Origin of the sequence: Citrobacter sp. 21OH12SH02A-Citro (assembly GCF_027919895.1) — a bacterium.
GTDB lineage: Bacteria > Pseudomonadota > Gammaproteobacteria > Enterobacterales > Enterobacteriaceae > Citrobacter > Citrobacter braakii.
This window is the reverse complement of the sequence record NZ_CP114801.1, coordinates 2,622,881-2,639,203: the sequence shown is the minus strand read 5'-3', so window position 1 is coordinate 2,639,203 and position 16,323 is coordinate 2,622,881. Positions and strand designations below refer to the sequence as shown.

The window sequence follows — 16,323 nt, the reverse complement described above, 5'->3', positions numbered from 1 at the left end:
AAGCGAGGATGATATGTCTACCCAATTAGACCCGGCCCAACTGGCAATAGAGTTTTTACGTCGTGATAAAACCGATCTTTCACCAGCTCAGTACCTGAAAAGACTGAAACAGTTAGAGCTGGAGTTCGCGGATTTATTGACGCTTTCTTCGACTGAACTTAAAGAAGAGATCTATTTTGCCTGGCGCATGGGCGTTCATTGATTCCGGTATGCTTATCTTAATGAAACCCCGACACGCGTTCGGGGTTATTTTTTGCGTTAAATCTCAATCACCACTTCATCTCACCAGTATTAACCTTCGCACTTAGCTCCAGAGAACTTGCGTCTGCAAGACCTGGCCATGCCGCGGTGATGGTTTTAATCACATAATCCGAACCTTTCTTCGCCCCTAACGCCTGCTCAAACGATTGCAGATAGTCCTGTGTGAAGCGAATCGCTTTATCGCCCGCAGGGCGTTCGCCGATGTAATGCCCCGGGACCACCTGGGTGGGTTGTAACTTCTGCATTTCGCTCAGTACGCTACGCCACGCGCTACGCTGTTCTGCAGATTGCGTATCCGCCGTCCAGACGTGTATACCAGACGCCACGCCGGTACCGCCAATAATGGCACGGTTTGCCGGGATCCAGACATAGGCTGCATAATCATTAGGGTGGCGCAGTTCCAGCGTTTCACCATCAACCGTGAAATGCGTTTGCGTTGTCGCTTGCGGAACAGTGAGCGATGTTGGCGCGCCATCCTTCATTTGCGGACCCCAGAATTGCAGTTTGGCCTCTTTGGTGGCACGGATATGCTCTACTACGTGCGGTGTTGCCAGGACTTTTACCTGTGGGAAGGCTTTGACGATAGGCTGCAGTCCGAAATAGAAATCCGGATCGCCGGAGGTGATCACGATGGCCTTCAGCGTTTTACCGCTGGCGCGAATCATCTGCACCAGCTGTTCACCATCTTTAGTACTGAACTGTGCGTCAAACAATATTGCTTCTTTCGGTCCTGAAACCAGCGTTGAAGAGACCGGGAAAATAGCCTTGTCCTGTGGATTGTAGACGTCCAGCTGTAGCGTCGCGGCAAAGGCTGAAGAGGCGAACAGAGGTAACAGCAGGGCCAGCGTTTTAACTTTCATGCCAGGTATCCTTGTGCAGGGAATTGTCTTTTGATAGTTCCTGTATTTTAAGGAAATTCGGATCTGTTAGAATTCCCTTATTAGGACATGCTGAGTTTCATAAAACGATCGGATGGGATGCAATGGACAGAGTGATGGCGGCAACGGTATTCAACCATATCTGTGATTTGGGCAGTCTGAGCGCCGCCGCGCGTGCGCTGGGGCTTTCCCGTCCGATGGTCAGTCGTTACCTCGACGAGATGGAAAAATGGGCGGGTGCAAGGCTTATCCATCGCTCGTCGCGCCGTCTGACGATCACGCCAGCGGGTGAAGAGGCATTAGTGAAAACGCGTTCTCTGGCGCAGCTTTCGCTGGATATTGGTGCCGCCAGCGCCGCGCAAACTCCCTCTGGCACGCTACGTGTGGCCTGTGCGCATTTTACAGCTATGCATATTTTAGCGCCGGTACTGCCCGCGTTTCTGACGAAGTATCCGCAACTGCGTATCGAGGTGGAGATCAATAATCAACCGGTAAGCCTCGTTGGAGAACGCATTGATGTGGCGATCCGTATAACGGAAAACCCTGAACCTGGAACTATTGCCCGTCGCCTTGGCGACTGTAAATCGGTACTGTGCGCGTCTGTAGAGTACCTGCATCAACATGGCACTCCTGAGACTATCGACGACCTTACGCAGCATAATTGTCTCTACTACAGCGGGTTTGCCGGAAAATCCTGGCACTTTCTGGATGCCCAGGGGCGGGCTGCCGCTGTTGCGATTAAAGGCAATTTGAGCGCCGGGATCTCTTCGTTGCTCTGTGAGTCGGCGTTGGCGGGAACGGGCATTGCGCTGGTGCCGGAACTGGAGGCGCGGGAAGGGCTGGCACAGGGAAAGCTGGTTAGACTCTTGCCCGAGCTTCAACCAAAAAGCCTGCCAATTTATGGTTTATATCTTTCGCGGGAGCATCAGCCTGCAGGACTGCGCCTGTTGCTGGACGCGCTCAGTGAAAAACAGCGCCTAATAATTGATTGAATACGCTTATAAAATAGTCAAATCGCAATTTGTGTTAAACAAAACATATCCGGAAGTGAGATTATTCTTATCGCCCCTTCAAGAGCTAAGCCATCGTGAGTGCCGGAGATAAGCGCCGGATGGGGCCGGAACCCTTAAGCCTGCCAGCAAGCAGCCTTAAGGGTTTTTTGTTGTTTGTTCATAATTTGAATTTTTTCCCTCCCGTCATTCCTACGTCTCTCTAAATAGATATTAATTCTGTAAAATGAGTATATATCTAAATCTAAAGAATTTTTTTTACCAGCCTTGCGATTGAGGACAGTGCTGTAGGCAACTGGCTATCAACGACGCATACTGACTAGATGACCTTGTTGCCAGCCAATTGGGTTGTGGAATGTGAACTCGCCTAAATTGGCAGTGGGGTAGGTTCGATACTGAAAACAGTGGGACTGAAGTCCCACTGTTCAGCATTTTCATTTAATTTTTGCATCTTTCCATTATCATTGACATGAACAATATAAAAATTCCGTTCAATAATAATGCGCCCATAAAGATAATGGTCATGTGTGTATTGTCCCAGACGCTGGGGTCCATCTCTTTCACACCGGGATAGATTAAATCAAATAATTTATTTTCAGGTAAATATTTGAAAATAAATAGAAAAAAACAAACCCAAGATATTGCAAATAAATACCATGTGATGACTTTTTTAATATGTTTCATTAATACACCTGAATAGTGCCGTATGCACGAAGACTGGGGGTAACCAGCATTTGTGGAGTGCTTAAAAGTGCTTCCCGGAGTATGTTGTAATGAGCTCTGCTGGGAAGAGTTATGCAGCCATTACTGACGCCAGTATACCCCGCAGGGTGCAATCTGAAATACCCACGGCTGACCTTGTTATAGAACGTAACGTCATCTAATTTTTCATCCTCTCTGAATAATCCGAACCAGATATCGCGGTCTGAACCGCTAATCTCTGACGCAGTATAATCTTTAATTGCGCTGAAAATCCCGCCTTTCGGACGCGAAACAATATAGTATTTACCGGGAGGAAGCGGCCCGATATCCTTAATTGCTATCGATTCAGGGTTGTTTCTATGCTCCCCACTGTTACCTGAATATGCAGGGAAGAAGCCAACTCCGGGGCAGCTAAGACTTGATAGCTGCCCACCGTTTAAATGAAATGTGCAACGAATCACCGTTCACTCCAGGAATCAGAAAATATTATATTCCCGTCGCAGTGTTTCCAGGTTATTCGTTCATATCTAAGAGCAATACTTTCAAGGTGATTGTGTTTTTCAGTGGCTGCGTTTTTCACGTCATGCATTAGAGGACAAATTGAAACCACCTTCACTGTTTCGAGTAGCATATTGAAGTATTCAACTTCCTGTCCTGCATCATTGATTTTGTACCATTTAAATTCGGCCTCTTTAAGGGTTTGTCCAGTGGCTACTGCTTTGTAAAAATATGGACTGGAGCTATCAAACTCCTTTTCAAATATAAGAGCGGTGTGTACTCGTGTTCCTGTTATTTTCCCTGTGTTGTTGTCGGTAGGGAGGTGCAGGCCATGACTAAACCCTAAGATCTCAATGCTCCCCACACGGTCGCGAACATCTACAGAACCCTTGATGTCTGCTCCTCCATCATCTTTTAACCACAAATACGCAGGTATAGCCATTTAAAACTCCATTTCACATACGCAAGGTAACTGTAATAAACGACATGACGCATGAATACGCAAGGCAATAAATGTCATACATTTTTATTATGTTTTATTTATATTTATGAGAGAAATAAAAAGCTTAGAATTAAAAATGAATAGTAATGGTGCACATATAAGAATAGTGAGATTTTGAAGCGAAATATATTGCTTAATTCTGATATTGAGAAAGTCTTTGTAATGCTATCAAGCAGGATCTTAAAAGTAGACGCGCAAACCGTACCGTCGATTTTGTTCGGAAGGCGTTGTGGTGTTTTGGATAAATCACGCGCAGAGGGCGCATGAAAAAGGGTGAAGTTTGGGGGGCAAAAACGCACTGGGGCGCAATTTAGAGGATTAACTAGTCCGTTTTTGGCTATAACAAGAAGAGATTAAGTTAATAATTATACAATAGTCGTATGATTTCATTAAATTTTTAAAACTTATCACTTAAATAGACATTATCTATACATCTTTTAGTTTTTGACCTGTCTGTACGATTCAATTGTTAAAACCCATTATTAATCAATGCATTGAACTAAAAAATCCATCCCTGTTAACCCACGCAGCAGGGTCTATGCTTAGTAAAAGGGGGCAAAAAGGGCGATTAACCCGAATGCCCCTGCTGTTGAGGGGTTGAAGTGATAATCATTATCACTAACATGTTGTTATAGCTTGAAAGCTAGTGACTCGAGGTAACCCTATGGAATTGCATTCAGGAACATTTAACCCGGACGATTTTGCCTGGCGTGGTCTGACGTTAACGCCAGCGGCTGCGGCGCACATCCGCGAGCTGGTGGCAAAGCAACCCGACATGTTAGGCGTGCGTTTAGGCGTGAAGCAAACGGGATGCGCGGGATTTGGCTACGTGCTGGACACCGTTCGCCAGGCGGAAAAAGACGATCTGCTGTTTGAAACGGAGGGGGCCAGACTTTATGTACCGTTACAGGCGATGCCGTTCATCGACGGCACAGAAGTCGATTTCGTGCGCGAAGGATTAAATCAGCTATTTAAATTTCATAACCCGAAAGCCCAGAACGAATGCGGCTGTGGCGAAAGTTTTGGGGTATAGGCGGTACTATGTCTCGTAATACTGAAGCAACTGACGATGTCAACACCTGGGCTGGCGGGCACCTTAATTACAAAGAGGGCTTCTTCACCCATCTACAAACCGATGAGCTGGCGAAAGGGATCAACGAAGATGTCGTGCGCGCGATTTCGGCAAAACGTAATGAACCCGACTGGATGCTGGAATTTCGCCTGAATGCCTTTAAAGCGTGGCTGACCATGGAAGAGCCGCACTGGCTAAAAGCGCATTACGATAAGCTGAACTACCAGGAGTACAGTTATTACTCTGCGCCGTCCTGCGGTAATTGCGATGAAACCTGCGCGTCTGAGCCGGGCGCGGTGCAGCAAACGGGGGCGAATGCGTTTTTAAGTAAAGAAGTTGAGGACGCATTCGAGCAGCTTGGCGTGCCGGTCCGCGAAGGCAAAGAGGTGGCGGTTGATGCCATTTTTGACTCGGTGTCGGTGGCGACAACTTATCGCGATAAACTGGCGGAACAGGGCATTATTTTCTGTTCGTTTGGTGAGGCGATTCACGATCACCCCGAGCTGGTAAAACAATATCTGGGTACGGTTGTCCCGGGTAATGACAATTTTTTTGCGGCGCTGAATGCGGCGGTGGCCTCCGACGGCACGTTTATTTATGTCCCGAAAGGTGTACGTTGCCCAATGGAACTGTCGACCTATTTCCGTATAAATGCGGAAAAAACCGGTCAGTTTGAACGCACCATTCTGGTTGCGGATGAGGGCAGTTACGTCAGCTATATCGAAGGCTGTTCAGCCCCGGTACGCGATAGCTACCAACTGCATGCCGCGGTGGTGGAAGTCATTATCCACAAAGATGCCGAAGTGAAATACTCGACGGTACAAAACTGGTTCCCTGGTGACGGTAACACCGGCGGCATTTTGAACTTCGTCACCAAGCGCGCTCTGTGCGAAGGCGAAAACAGCAAAATGTCGTGGACGCAGTCGGAAACCGGCTCGGCCATTACCTGGAAATACCCAAGCTGTATTCTGCGCGGCGACAACTCTATCGGCGAATTCTACTCCGTCGCGCTGACCAGTGGTTATCAGCAGGCCGATACCGGCACCAAGATGATCCACATCGGCAAGAACACCAAATCGACCATTATCTCGAAAGGGATCTCCGCGGGACACAGTCAAAACAGCTATCGCGGCTTAGTGAAGATCATGCCAACCGCAACCAACGCCCGCAACTATACCCAATGCGACTCGATGCTGATTGGCGCGGATTGTGGAGCGCACACCTTCCCGTATGTGGAGTGTCGTAACAACAGCGCCCAGCTTGAGCATGAAGCCACGACCTCGCGCATTGGTGAAGACCAGCTGTTTTACTGTTTGCAGCGCGGCATCAGCGAAGAGGATGCCATTTCGATGATCGTCAATGGTTTCTGTAAAGACGTGTTCTCTGAACTGCCGCTGGAATTTGCCGTTGAAGCGCAAAAACTTCTCGCCATAAGTCTTGAACACAGCGTCGGTTAAAATTTAAGGAAAGCACATGTTAAGCATTAAAAATTTACAGGTCAGTGTGGAAGATAAGGCGATCCTGCGTGGGCTGAGCCTGGATATTGGCCCCGGAGAGGTACACGCCATTATGGGGCCGAACGGTTCCGGGAAAAGTACGCTTTCCGCAACGCTCGCCGGGCGCGATGACTACGAAGTCACCGGCGGGACGGTAGAGTTCAACGGTAAGGATTTACTGGAACTGTCACCCGAAGACCGGGCCGGTGAAGGGATCTTTATGGCATTTCAGTATCCGGTAGAAATCCCCGGCGTCAGTAATCAGTTTTTCCTGCAAACGGCACTGAATGCGGTGCGCAGCTACCGTGGCGAAGAGTCGCTGGACAGGTTTGACTTCCAGGATCTGATGGAAGAGAAAATCGCGTTATTGAAGATGCCGGAAGATTTGCTAACGCGTTCGGTCAACGTTGGTTTCTCAGGTGGCGAGAAAAAGCGTAATGACATTTTGCAAATGGCGGTGCTGGAACCTCAGCTGTGCATTCTTGATGAGTCGGACTCCGGGCTGGATATCGACGCGCTGAAAGTCGTTGCGGATGGCGTGAACTCGCTGCGCGACGGGCAACGTTCATTCATTATCGTCACCCACTATCAGCGCATCCTGGATTACATCAAACCCGATTATGTGCACGTTCTCTACCAGGGGCGAATTGTGAAATCCGGTGATTTCACGCTGGTCAAACAACTGGAGGAGCAAGGTTATGGCTGGCTTAGCGAACAGCAGTAACGTGCTGCAACAGTGGCATCATCTGTTTGAAACGCAAGGGGAGACGCGCTCGCACCATGCCCATCAGCACCTGCAGCAGATGCTGCGTCTGGGACTGCCAACGCGTAAGCATGAGGACTGGAAATACACACCGCTGGAAGGATTAACCAACAGCCAGTTTGTCAGTCATGTCACTGAGATAACGTCCGCCCAGTGTGAAGCGTTAGCGCCGGCTATTGATGCTGTCCGCCTGGTGTTTGTTGACGGGCAATTCTGTCCAACGCTCAGCGACAGCGTGGAAGGTAGCGGGTTTAACATTACCGTTGATGATGTGCGCCAGTCGCTACCGGCGGCTATCCAACCGGAAGTCTTTCTGCACCTGACCGAAAGCCTCTCCCGCAGCGTAACGCACATTCAGGTGAAGCGTAACCAGCGACCGGCAAAACCGTTGCTGCTGCTGCACATTACCCAGGGGCTGGCGGGTGATGAGGTGAACACGGCGCACTATCGCCACCATCTGGATCTGGCAGAAGGCGCAGAAGCCACCGTCATTGAACACTATGTCAGCCTCAGCGAATATCGCCATTTTACCGGTGCACGATTAACGATGAACGTCGCGGCAAACGCACACTTGCGTCACATCAAACTGGCGTTTGAGAATCCGCTCAGCCACCACTTCGCGCATAATGATATTCAGTTGGGCGCTGATGCCACGGCCGCCAGCCACAGCTTTTTACTCGGTGATGCGGTGTTGCGCCATAACACCAGCACCCAGCTTAACGGCGAAAACACCACGCTTCGGCTTAACAGCCTGGCGATGCCGGTGAAAAATGAAGTCTGCGATACCCGCACCTGGCTTGCGCACAACAAGGGATATTGCAACAGTCGACAACTGCATAAAACGATTGTCAGCGATAAGGGGCGGGCGGTATTCAATGGCCTGATCAACGTCGCTCAGCACGCCATTAAAACCGACGGTCAGATGACCAACAATAATTTGCTGCTCGGAAAACTGGCGGAAGTAGATACCAAACCGCAGCTTGAAATTTATGCCGACGACGTGAAATGCAGCCACGGGGCGACGGTAGGGCGGATCGACGACGAGCAGATGTTCTATCTGCGTTCGCGCGGGATCGGCCAGCAGGATGCCCAACAAATGATTCTCTATGCGTTTGCCGCTGAGCTGACGGAAGCCCTGGGCGAGGAAACGCTGAAACAACAGGTCCTGGCACGGATCGCCCAACGCTTGCCGGGAGGCGTAGCATGACATTTCCCATTGAAAAAGTGCGGGCTGATTTTCCGGTCCTGACGCGTGAAGTGAACGGTTTACCGTTGGCGTATCTGGATAGCGCCGCCAGTGCGCAAAAGCCTAACCAGGTGATTGATGCCGAAGCCGAGTTTTACCGTCACGGCTATGCCGCGGTCCACCGCGGGATCCATACGCTGAGCGCGCAGGCCACGGAAAAAATGGAGAATGTGCGCAAGCTCGCCTCGCTGTTTATCAATGCCCGTTCAGCTGAAGAACTGGTGTTTGTTCGCGGCACAACGGAAGGTATCAACCTGGTAGCTAACAGCTGGGGCGGCAGCAATGTGCGGGCGGGCGATAACATTATCATCAGCGAAATGGAGCACCACGCCAATATTGTGCCCTGGCAGATGTTGTGCGCCCGCGTAGGTGCAGAACTGCGCGTTATTCCGCTCAATACAGAGGGTACGTTGCAACTGGAAACGCTGCCGACGCTGTTTGACGATCGCACGAAACTGCTGGCGATTACCCATGTGTCTAACGTGTTGGGCACGGAAAACCCATTGGTTGAGATGATTGAGCTGGCGCATCAATACGGCGCGAAAGTGCTGGTGGATGGCGCACAGGCAGTTATGCATCATCAGGTGGATGTGCAGGCGCTGGATTGCGACTTCTATGTTTTCTCTGGGCACAAGCTCTACGGGCCAACCGGTATTGGCGTTCTGTATGCCAGAGAGTCATTGCTGCAGGAGATGCCGCCGTGGGAAGGCGGTGGGTCGATGATTGCGACGGTGAGCCTGAGCCAGGGGACGACGTGGGCCAAAGCCCCCTGGCGGTTTGAAGCCGGAACGCCAAACACCGGGGGAATTATTGGACTCGGCGCGGCTATTGAATATGTTTCCGCGCTGGGGCTTACTGAAATCAGCGAATATGAACAATTCCTGATGCGCTATGCGCTGGAACAGCTGGCGGATGTGCCGGATTTAACGCTCTACGGGCCGGATAATCGTCTGGGGGTGATTGCGTTTAACCTCGGCAAACATCATGCCTATGATGTCGGAAGTTTTCTTGATAACTATGGCATCGCCGTGCGGACAGGGCATCACTGCGCTATGCCGCTGATGGCCTACTATAACGTTCCTGCGATGTGCCGGGCGTCGATTGCCATGTACAACACCCACGAAGAAGTGGATCGCCTGGTAACGGGCCTCAAGCGTATTCATCACTTACTGGGATAACAGGGAGGCGTTATGGCTGCGCTGCCGGATAAAGAAAAGTTGTTGCGTAATTTTCTGCGTTGCGCTAATTGGGAAGAGAAATACCTGTACATTATTGAACTGGGTCAGCGTTTGCCGGAATTAAACGACGACGATCGTAATACGGAAAATAGCATCCAGGGCTGTCAAAGTCAGGTATGGATTGTCATGCGTCAGAATGCTGAAGGAATTATTGAATTACAGGGCGACAGCGATGCGGCAATTGTGAAAGGGCTTATCGCTGTCGTATTCATTTTATATGACCGCATGACCGCCCAGGATATTGTGAATTTTGATGTGCGTCCGTGGTTTGAAAAAATGGCGCTCGCACAGCATCTCACACCGTCTCGTTCACAAGGGCTGGAGGCGATGATTCGGGCTATTCGCACCAAAGCCGCAACTCTTAGCTAAACTGATAAAACACGTCAATTTTCAGCTCGACGTGAAAGAGTGAGGTAGTGCAACGCAGTGACTCGTAGGTCGGATCGGGCGCTCGACGCCGTCCGGCAGGAACGCCAGGGGGGTGAGTATGAAACGCGCGTCTGTTATTACGTTAATGCTAATCGGCGCTTACAGCGCTATTCAGGCCGCATGGGCGGTCGATTATCCTTTGCCTCAGGCGAACAGCCGTCTTGTTGGGCAAAATCAAACTTACACCGTGCAGGAAGGCGATAAAAACCTACAGGCGATTGCCCGTAAGTTTGATACCGCCGCAATGCTGATCCTTGAAGCCAATAATACGATTGCCCCCGTACCTAAACCCGGAACGCTAATTACTATTCCCTCGCAACTACTGCTACCGGATGCACCCCGAGAAGGCATTATTGTGAATCTGGCGGAACTGCGTCTGTATTACTTCCCGCCGGGAGAGAATATTGTTCAGGTTTTCCCAATTGGTATCGGTTTGCAGGGGCTGGAAACGCCGGTAATGGAAACCCGGGTTGGGCAGAAAATCCCGAATCCGACCTGGACCCCTACAGCAGGCATCCGTAAACGCTCTTTGGAGCGCGGCATAACATTACCGCCGGTAGTGCCTGCCGGGCCAAATAACCCGTTAGGACGCTTTGCACTGCGTCTGGCGCATGGAAACGGTGAATATCTGATCCATGGCACCAGTGCGCCGGACAGCGTGGGGCTGCGCGTAAGTTCTGGGTGTATTCGCATGAATGCGCCGGATATCAAAGCACTGTTTGCTCAGGTCCGGACAGGAACGCCGGTTCGGGTGATTAATGAGCCGATAAAATATTCGATAGAGCCGAACGGAATGCGCTATGTCGAGGTGCATCGACCGCTGTCGCCGGAAGAGGAGCAAAACGTCCAGACCATGCCGTATGTGCTGCCAGCCGGTTTTACCCAGTTTAAAGACAATAAAGCCGTGGATAACAGTTTGGTGGAAAGAGCCTTGTATCGTCGTGCGGGCTATCCGGTCACCGTAACGGCCGGGCAAGCGTCGGTCGTAAGCAATGGCGCGGAAGTGAAGTCTGCACAGAATGGCGTGCCGGGAGAGGATGCAGAGGTGCGTGCTACGCAATAACAGGGAAGGGAAATTCAGAGCAAAAAAATGGCGCACAATGTGCGCCATTTTTATTACACAGATACTATTACTTGCGGTATTTAGTAGCTGCGTTGTCCAGACGCTGGTTAGCGCGAGCTGCGTCATCTTTAGCAGCCTGAACGTCGGAACGCATTGCGTTCACGTCGTTGCTCAGCTGGTCAACTTTAGCGTTCAGAGTCTGAACGTCAGAAGACAGCTGATCGATTTTAGCGTTGCTGGAGCAACCTGCCAGCAGAGTAGAACCCAGGATTACCGCGCCCAGTACCAGTTTAGTACGATTCATTATTAATACCCTCTAGATTGAGTTAATCTCCATGTAGCGTTACAAGTATTACACAAAGTTTTTTATGTTGAGAATATTTTTTTGATGGGAATGCACTTATTTTTGATCGTTCGCTCAAAGAAGCATCGAATTGTGCAAAAACGGCTAAAAACCCGAGTGAAAACAGAAAGCTTCCATCGGATTCATCTTAGATAATCACGGATTAGATAGTGAAATCCGATTTGATTTTTTATTAATTGTAGCTATCGATAAAATAAAAAAAGCGCCACCAGGGCGCTTTTTTAAGCAAATTAATTCGCGTTGGAATTATTACAGCACGTGAACGGATGCCGTGTTGGTCGTGCCGCTCGGAACCAGTGCACCGGAAACCATCACCACAACGTCACCTTTCTGAGCCAGACCGCTTTCCAGAGCGACTTCTTTACCCAGACGATAGAAATCATCGGTAGAGCTGATTTCTTTAACTACCTGTGCAACAACGCCTTTGCTCAGCACCAGCTGACGCGCGGTAGTTTCGTTGGTGGTCAGTGCCAGGATGGTGGCATCCGGGAAGTATTTACGTACTGCGCGAGCAGATTTACCGCCCTGGGTTGCTACAACGATCAGCGGAGCATCCAGTTTTTCTGCAGTTTCAACCGCGCCACGGCAAACGGCTTCGGTGATGCGCAGTTTACGGCTGTCGTTGTTGAAGTCCAGACGGCTGGTCATCACGCGGTCGGTACGCTCACAGATGGTTGCCATGATGGTGACGGCTTCCAGCGGGTATTTACCTTTTGCAGACTCGCCAGACAGCATGACTGCATCGGTACCGTCGAGGATGGCGTTCGCTACGTCACCGGCTTCAGCACGGGTCGGACGCGGGTTTTTGATCATGGAGTCCAGCATCTGGGTCGCAGTGATAACGACTTTACGTGCACGGATACATTTTTCGATGATCATCTTCTGCGCGAAGATAACTTCTTCAACCGGGATCTCAACGCCCATGTCGCCACGAGCAACCATGATGCCGTCAGATGCTTCGAGGATTTCGTCGAAGTTGTTCAGGCCTTCCTGGTTTTCGATTTTGGAAATGATCTGGATGTTTTCGCCGCCGTGCGCTTTCAGGTGCTCACGGATTTCAACGACGTCAGAACGTTTACGGATAAAGGATGCTGCAACGAAGTCAACGCCTTGCTCGCAACCGAAGATCAGGTCCTGTTTGTCTTTTTCAGCCAGTGCTGGCAGCGCGATGGAAACGCCCGGCAGGTTAACGCCTTTGTTTTCGCCCAGGTCGCCGTTGTTCAGCACTTTACAGATAACTTTGTTACCTTCGATAGCGGTAACTTCCATGCCGATCAGACCATCGTCAACCAGAACGGTATTGCCGACGGACAGATCTTTAGTGAAGCCTTCATAAGTAACAGCAACGATTTCGTTGTTGCCGACGACAGATTTGTCGGTGGTGAAGGTGAAGGTCTGGCCCGCTTTCAGGGAAACGTCGTTACCGCCTTCCAGTTTGATGGTACGGATTTCCGGACCTTTGGTGTCGAGCAGGATTGCGGCTTTCTTGCCGGTTTTGCTCATGACGTTGCGCAAATTCTTGATGCGCTGACCGTGTTCTTCATAGTCCCCGTGGGAGAAGTTCAGACGCATGACGTTCATGCCCGCGTCCAGCATTTTGGTTAACATCTCTTCGGATTCGGTTTTCGGACCGATGGTGCAAACAATTTTCGTCTTTTTCATGACAGTCTTAGTCTTTAAGTTGAGAAGGATATGGAAATCTGGCTCCCGCCGCGCACGGACGGGAAGCTAAACCTGAGTTACGAAAGTTGTGATGCCTCGCACTAAGGATAGGTGACATCGAAAGAGCGTGCAGAGGAATGTGTGCTTGTGTTTCAGCCCAACGGGATGGTGAGTTTTGTAGTCGTTGAGTTTTACAGGTCAATGTGCTGAAACCATTCAAGAGACAATTGGCGCGCATTATACGCTGAAAATTATCAAAAAGGAAAATGGAAACAGCGTTTCAAAACACTTCTGTGCAGTTTTACAGAAAATATTCATTAATTTGTTTCCAGGTATGGATAAAGAGGTTATTCGCAGCAGCATTTGTTGCGCAACAAGGTGTAATTGTCATCCCAATCCCTGACTTTTTGTGTATAACGCCGACCAAATCGACATATTTCTAAAAGTTATATCAAATGCGTTTTAATTCATTTTAAAAGCCAATCTCACTGATTACACTCGTTTGGACATCCATACTGCTAAACAGCCAAAAGCGCTAGCAGCAGAACAATAAGCAGCAGCGGATACCTAAACGACATGATTGTCCTGAAAAATATTTCGAAAGTGTTTACGCCAGGCAGGCTTGCCATTACCGCTGTCGATAACGTCAACCTGACGGTTGAACAGGGACAGATTTACGGAATTATTGGTTACAGCGGGGCGGGGAAAAGCACCTTAATACGCTTACTTAATGGTCTGGAAAAACCGACTTCAGGCAGCGTAACGATTAACGGCCACGATATCTCTGCCGCCCGTGGGGAATCTTTACGTCAGGCGCGACTGAAAATCAGCATGGTGTTTCAACACTTCAATTTGCTGTGGTCACGAACGGTTAGTGAAAATATTGCGTTCTCTATGCAAATTGCTGGAGCGCCAAAAGCATCAATTAAAGCGCGAGTTGCTGAACTGATTTCGCTGGTGGGGCTGAGCGGTCGTGAAAATGCGTATCCGTCTCAGCTGAGCGGTGGGCAAAAACAGCGGGTAGGAATTGCCCGTGCGTTGGCGAACAATCCTGACGTTCTGCTGTGTGACGAAGCCACCTCGGCGCTGGATCCGCAAACTACCGATCAGATCCTCGATTTGCTGCTCGATATTAATCGCCGCTTCAAATTAACCATTGTGCTGATCACGCATGAAATGCACGTGGTACGAAAAATCTGCGATCGCGTCGCGGTAATGGAAAACGGCAGGGTCGTTGAGGAAGGCGACGTGCTCAACGTCTTTACCCATCCGCAGCAGCCGATCACCCGACAGTTCGTTCGTCAGGTGAGTCAGTACACCGAGGAAGACGAGTTTAACCCACAGTTGGCCCGCGAGTTGGGCGGTGTGGTGATCAAGCTAACGTTTACCGGGCAACGTACGCATCGGCCTGTGGTTGGCGAATTGACTCTGCGCTATGGCCTGCCGTTTAACATTTTACACGGCAAGATGACGCAAACCGCGCACGGTGTATTTGGTCAGCTTTGGGTGCACGTTGTGGCCTCTGAGGAACAATTGAACAATATTTTGGCCGATCTGCGCCAGAGCGACATTGAAGGCGAGGTGATCAACCATGGCTGAAGAACTGTTTCCTCATCTGAAGTGGGAGCAACTGCTGGCAGCAACCCAGGAAACGCTCTACATGACGGTCCTTTCTGGCGCAGCGACCTTTGTCCTGGGCGTTGCACTTGGTCTGGCTCTGTTCCTGACCGCACGCGGCGGACTGTTTCACAATCGCGCGGTGTATAGCGTTATTTCGCTGGTGGTGAATATCTTTCGTTCCATCCCGTTCATCATTCTGATCGTGCTGCTGATCCCGTTTACCAAAGCGATGGTTGGCACCATTCTCGGCGCTAATGCCGCGTTGCCTGCGCTGATCGTAGGGGCCGCACCGTTTTATGCGCGTCTGGTCGAAATTGCCCTGCGTGAAGTCGACAAAGGGGTTATTGAGGCGACGCGTTCGATGGGCGCACGGCTAAGCACGCTTATTTTTCGGGTTTTACTGCCGGAATCCTCTCCTGCTCTGGTGTCCGGGATCACCGTGACGCTGATTGCGCTGGTCAGCTACAGCGCGATGGCAGGGGTAATTGGCGCCGGTGGTTTAGGGAATCTTGCCTATCTGGAAGGTTTTCAGCGCAACCACAGCGACGTCACGCTGGTGGCGACGGTGACGATTTTGCTCATTGTCTTCATCATCCAGCTTTGCGGCGATGTGATCACCTCTCTGTTAGATAAACGCTAATAAAATACGGAAACCATTATCATGAAAAAATCACTGACGTTACTCGCCGCAGCAACCTTAAGCGCCCTGAGCTTTGCCTCCTGGGCCGATACTCTGACCGTTGGCGCCTCAAACGTGCCGCACGCGGAGATCCTTGAGCAGGCTAAGCCTATTCTGGCGAAGCAGGGGATCGATTTAGAGATTAAACCGTTCCAGGATTACATTCTGCCCAACACCGCGCTGGCTGGCCGTGAGATTGACGCTAACTACTTCCAGCATATTCCATACCTGAACAGCGTGATTAAAGATCATGCGGGCGATAAAACGTATGATTTCGTCAGCGCCGGAGCGATTCACATCGAGCCAATTGGGATCTATTCGAAAAAAGTGAAATCGCTTAAAGATCTGCCGGAAGGCGGCAAGGTCATCATGCGCGATGCGGTATCTGAGGAAGGCCGTATTCTGTCGATTTTCGAAAAAGAGGGCGTAATCAAGCTGAAGCCGGGCGTGGATAAAGTCACCGCGCGCATTAGCGATATCGTCGAGAACCCGAAAAAACTGAAGTTCCTGCCTAACGTGGAAGCCGCGCTGTTACCGCAGATGTATAACAACGACGAAGGCGATGCGGTGGTGATTAACGCCAACTACGCCATCGACGCCGGGCTGGATCCGGTGAAAGATCCTATCGCCGTCGAAAGTGGTGAAAACAACCCGTATGCCAACATCATTACCGTGCATCGTGGCGACGAGAAGAAAAAAGATATCGTGGCGCTGGTTGATGTCCTGCACTCAAAAGAGATCCAGGACTGGATCCGCACCAAATATAAAGGTGCGGTGATCCCGGTAAATAACTGATCCGCGGGCGTTGCCTTATCCGGCCTACGACGTTCTGTAGGCCGG

General features: G+C 50.3%; 18 protein-coding genes. 12 read left to right on the top strand and 6 right to left on the bottom strand.

The genetic code is table 11. The features are described from left to right. The first annotated feature begins 13 nt into the window (after window positions 1–13). Window positions 14–202 (top strand): YdiH family protein, encoded by a 189-nt coding sequence (locus O6D90_RS12780; RefSeq protein WP_029139522.1) that lies wholly within the window; start codon window positions 14–16, stop codon window positions 200–202. Window positions 203–269: 67 nt separating this feature from the next. Here the strand turns inward: O6D90_RS12780 and O6D90_RS12775 are convergent, their stop codons facing one another. Beyond that, on the bottom strand, window positions 270–1,121 hold the full coding sequence (locus O6D90_RS12775; RefSeq protein WP_016156364.1) for a Vmh family MBL fold metallo-hydrolase: 852 nt from the start codon (window positions 1,119–1,121) through the stop codon (window positions 270–272). Between the two features lie 122 nt (window positions 1,122–1,243). On the opposite strand from O6D90_RS12775, the gene O6D90_RS12770 reads away from it, so the two are divergent. After that, entirely contained in the window at window positions 1,244–2,131 is an 888-nt protein-coding gene (locus O6D90_RS12770) for a LysR family transcriptional regulator (RefSeq protein ID WP_016156365.1), read from the top strand. 701 nt (window positions 2,132–2,832) lie between these two features. On the opposite strand, the gene O6D90_RS12765 is transcribed toward O6D90_RS12770, so the two are convergent. Next, on the bottom strand, window positions 2,833–3,312 hold the full coding sequence (locus O6D90_RS12765) for a DUF2778 domain-containing protein (protein ID WP_016156367.1): 480 nt from the start codon (window positions 3,310–3,312) through the stop codon (window positions 2,833–2,835). Then, window positions 3,309–3,791 carry an Hcp family type VI secretion system effector gene (locus O6D90_RS12760; protein ID WP_016156368.1) on the bottom strand — a complete coding sequence of 161 codons (483 nt, stop codon included), beginning with the start codon at window positions 3,789–3,791 and terminating at the stop codon, window positions 3,309–3,311. The genes O6D90_RS12765 and O6D90_RS12760 overlap by 4 nt, the downstream gene beginning before the upstream one ends. A 724-nt stretch (window positions 3,792–4,515) precedes the next feature. Between O6D90_RS12760 and sufA the strand changes: the two genes are divergently transcribed. The 7 genes from sufA to ldtE all read left to right on the top strand — a co-directional run bounded on the left by sufA (window position 4,516) and on the right by ldtE (window position 11,158). Then, entirely contained in the window at window positions 4,516–4,884 is a 369-nt protein-coding gene (sufA, locus tag O6D90_RS12755; RefSeq protein WP_016152905.1) for a Fe-S cluster assembly scaffold SufA, read from the top strand. A gap of 8 nt (window positions 4,885–4,892) precedes the next feature. Next, a complete protein-coding gene (gene sufB, locus O6D90_RS12750) occupies window positions 4,893–6,380 on the top strand; it encodes a Fe-S cluster assembly protein SufB (RefSeq protein WP_016152906.1) in 1,488 nt (495 codons plus the stop codon). A 16-nt stretch (window positions 6,381–6,396) separates the two neighbouring features. Next, window positions 6,397–7,143, top strand: a complete 747-nt coding sequence (gene sufC, locus O6D90_RS12745) for a Fe-S cluster assembly ATPase SufC (RefSeq protein WP_016152907.1) — start codon at window positions 6,397–6,399, stop codon at window positions 7,141–7,143. Continuing rightward, window positions 7,118–8,389, top strand: coding sequence for a Fe-S cluster assembly protein SufD (gene sufD, locus O6D90_RS12740; protein ID WP_016156369.1), 1,272 nt, complete (start codon window positions 7,118–7,120; stop codon window positions 8,387–8,389). The genes sufC and sufD overlap by 26 nt, the downstream gene beginning before the upstream one ends. Continuing rightward, window positions 8,386–9,606 carry a cysteine desulfurase SufS gene (sufS, locus tag O6D90_RS12735; RefSeq protein ID WP_016156370.1) on the top strand — a complete coding sequence of 407 codons (1,221 nt, stop codon included), beginning with the start codon at window positions 8,386–8,388 and terminating at the stop codon, window positions 9,604–9,606. The genes sufD and sufS overlap by 4 nt, the downstream gene beginning before the upstream one ends. A gap of 12 nt (window positions 9,607–9,618) precedes the next feature. Continuing rightward, window positions 9,619–10,035, top strand: a complete 417-nt coding sequence (gene sufE / locus O6D90_RS12730) for a cysteine desulfuration protein SufE (RefSeq protein WP_016152910.1) — start codon at window positions 9,619–9,621, stop codon at window positions 10,033–10,035. 118 nt (window positions 10,036–10,153) lie between these two features. After that, window positions 10,154–11,158, top strand: a complete 1,005-nt coding sequence (gene ldtE, locus O6D90_RS12725) for a L,D-transpeptidase LdtE (RefSeq protein WP_016152911.1) — start codon at window positions 10,154–10,156, stop codon at window positions 11,156–11,158. 67 nt (window positions 11,159–11,225) lie between these two features. Here ldtE and lpp read toward each other — a convergent pair whose 3' ends face one another. From lpp to O6D90_RS26370, 3 genes are all read right to left on the bottom strand, one after another. After that, on the bottom strand, window positions 11,226–11,462 hold the full coding sequence (gene lpp, locus O6D90_RS12720; RefSeq protein ID WP_003029373.1) for a murein lipoprotein Lpp: 237 nt from the start codon (window positions 11,460–11,462) through the stop codon (window positions 11,226–11,228). A gap of 309 nt (window positions 11,463–11,771) precedes the next feature. After that, on the bottom strand, window positions 11,772–13,184 hold the full coding sequence (pykF, locus tag O6D90_RS12715) for a pyruvate kinase PykF (protein WP_016152912.1): 1,413 nt from the start codon (window positions 13,182–13,184) through the stop codon (window positions 11,772–11,774). 7 nt (window positions 13,185–13,191) lie between these two features. Beyond that, the gene (locus O6D90_RS26370) at window positions 13,192–13,422 is read right to left on the bottom strand and encodes a hypothetical protein (RefSeq protein WP_419095934.1); all 231 of its coding nucleotides are present in this window, start codon (window positions 13,420–13,422) and stop codon (window positions 13,192–13,194) included. Window positions 13,423–13,760: 338 nt separating this feature from the next. On the opposite strand from O6D90_RS26370, the gene O6D90_RS12710 reads away from it, so the two are divergent. Genes O6D90_RS12710 through O6D90_RS12700 form a run of 3 tightly spaced genes read left to right on the top strand, consistent with a single transcriptional unit; the run spans window position 13,761 to window position 16,278 of the window. Beyond that, a complete protein-coding gene (locus O6D90_RS12710) occupies window positions 13,761–14,783 on the top strand; it encodes a methionine ABC transporter ATP-binding protein (protein WP_016156371.1) in 1,023 nt (340 codons plus the stop codon). Next, window positions 14,776–15,444: a methionine ABC transporter permease gene (locus O6D90_RS12705; RefSeq protein ID WP_016152914.1), complete on the top strand. Its 669-nt coding sequence runs from the start codon at window positions 14,776–14,778 to the stop codon at window positions 15,442–15,444. The genes O6D90_RS12710 and O6D90_RS12705 overlap by 8 nt, the downstream gene beginning before the upstream one ends. Window positions 15,445–15,465: 21 nt before the next feature. Continuing rightward, window positions 15,466–16,278, top strand: coding sequence for a MetQ/NlpA family ABC transporter substrate-binding protein (locus O6D90_RS12700; RefSeq protein WP_003029358.1), 813 nt, complete (start codon window positions 15,466–15,468; stop codon window positions 16,276–16,278). The last annotated feature ends 45 nt before the right edge of the window (window positions 16,279–16,323 follow it).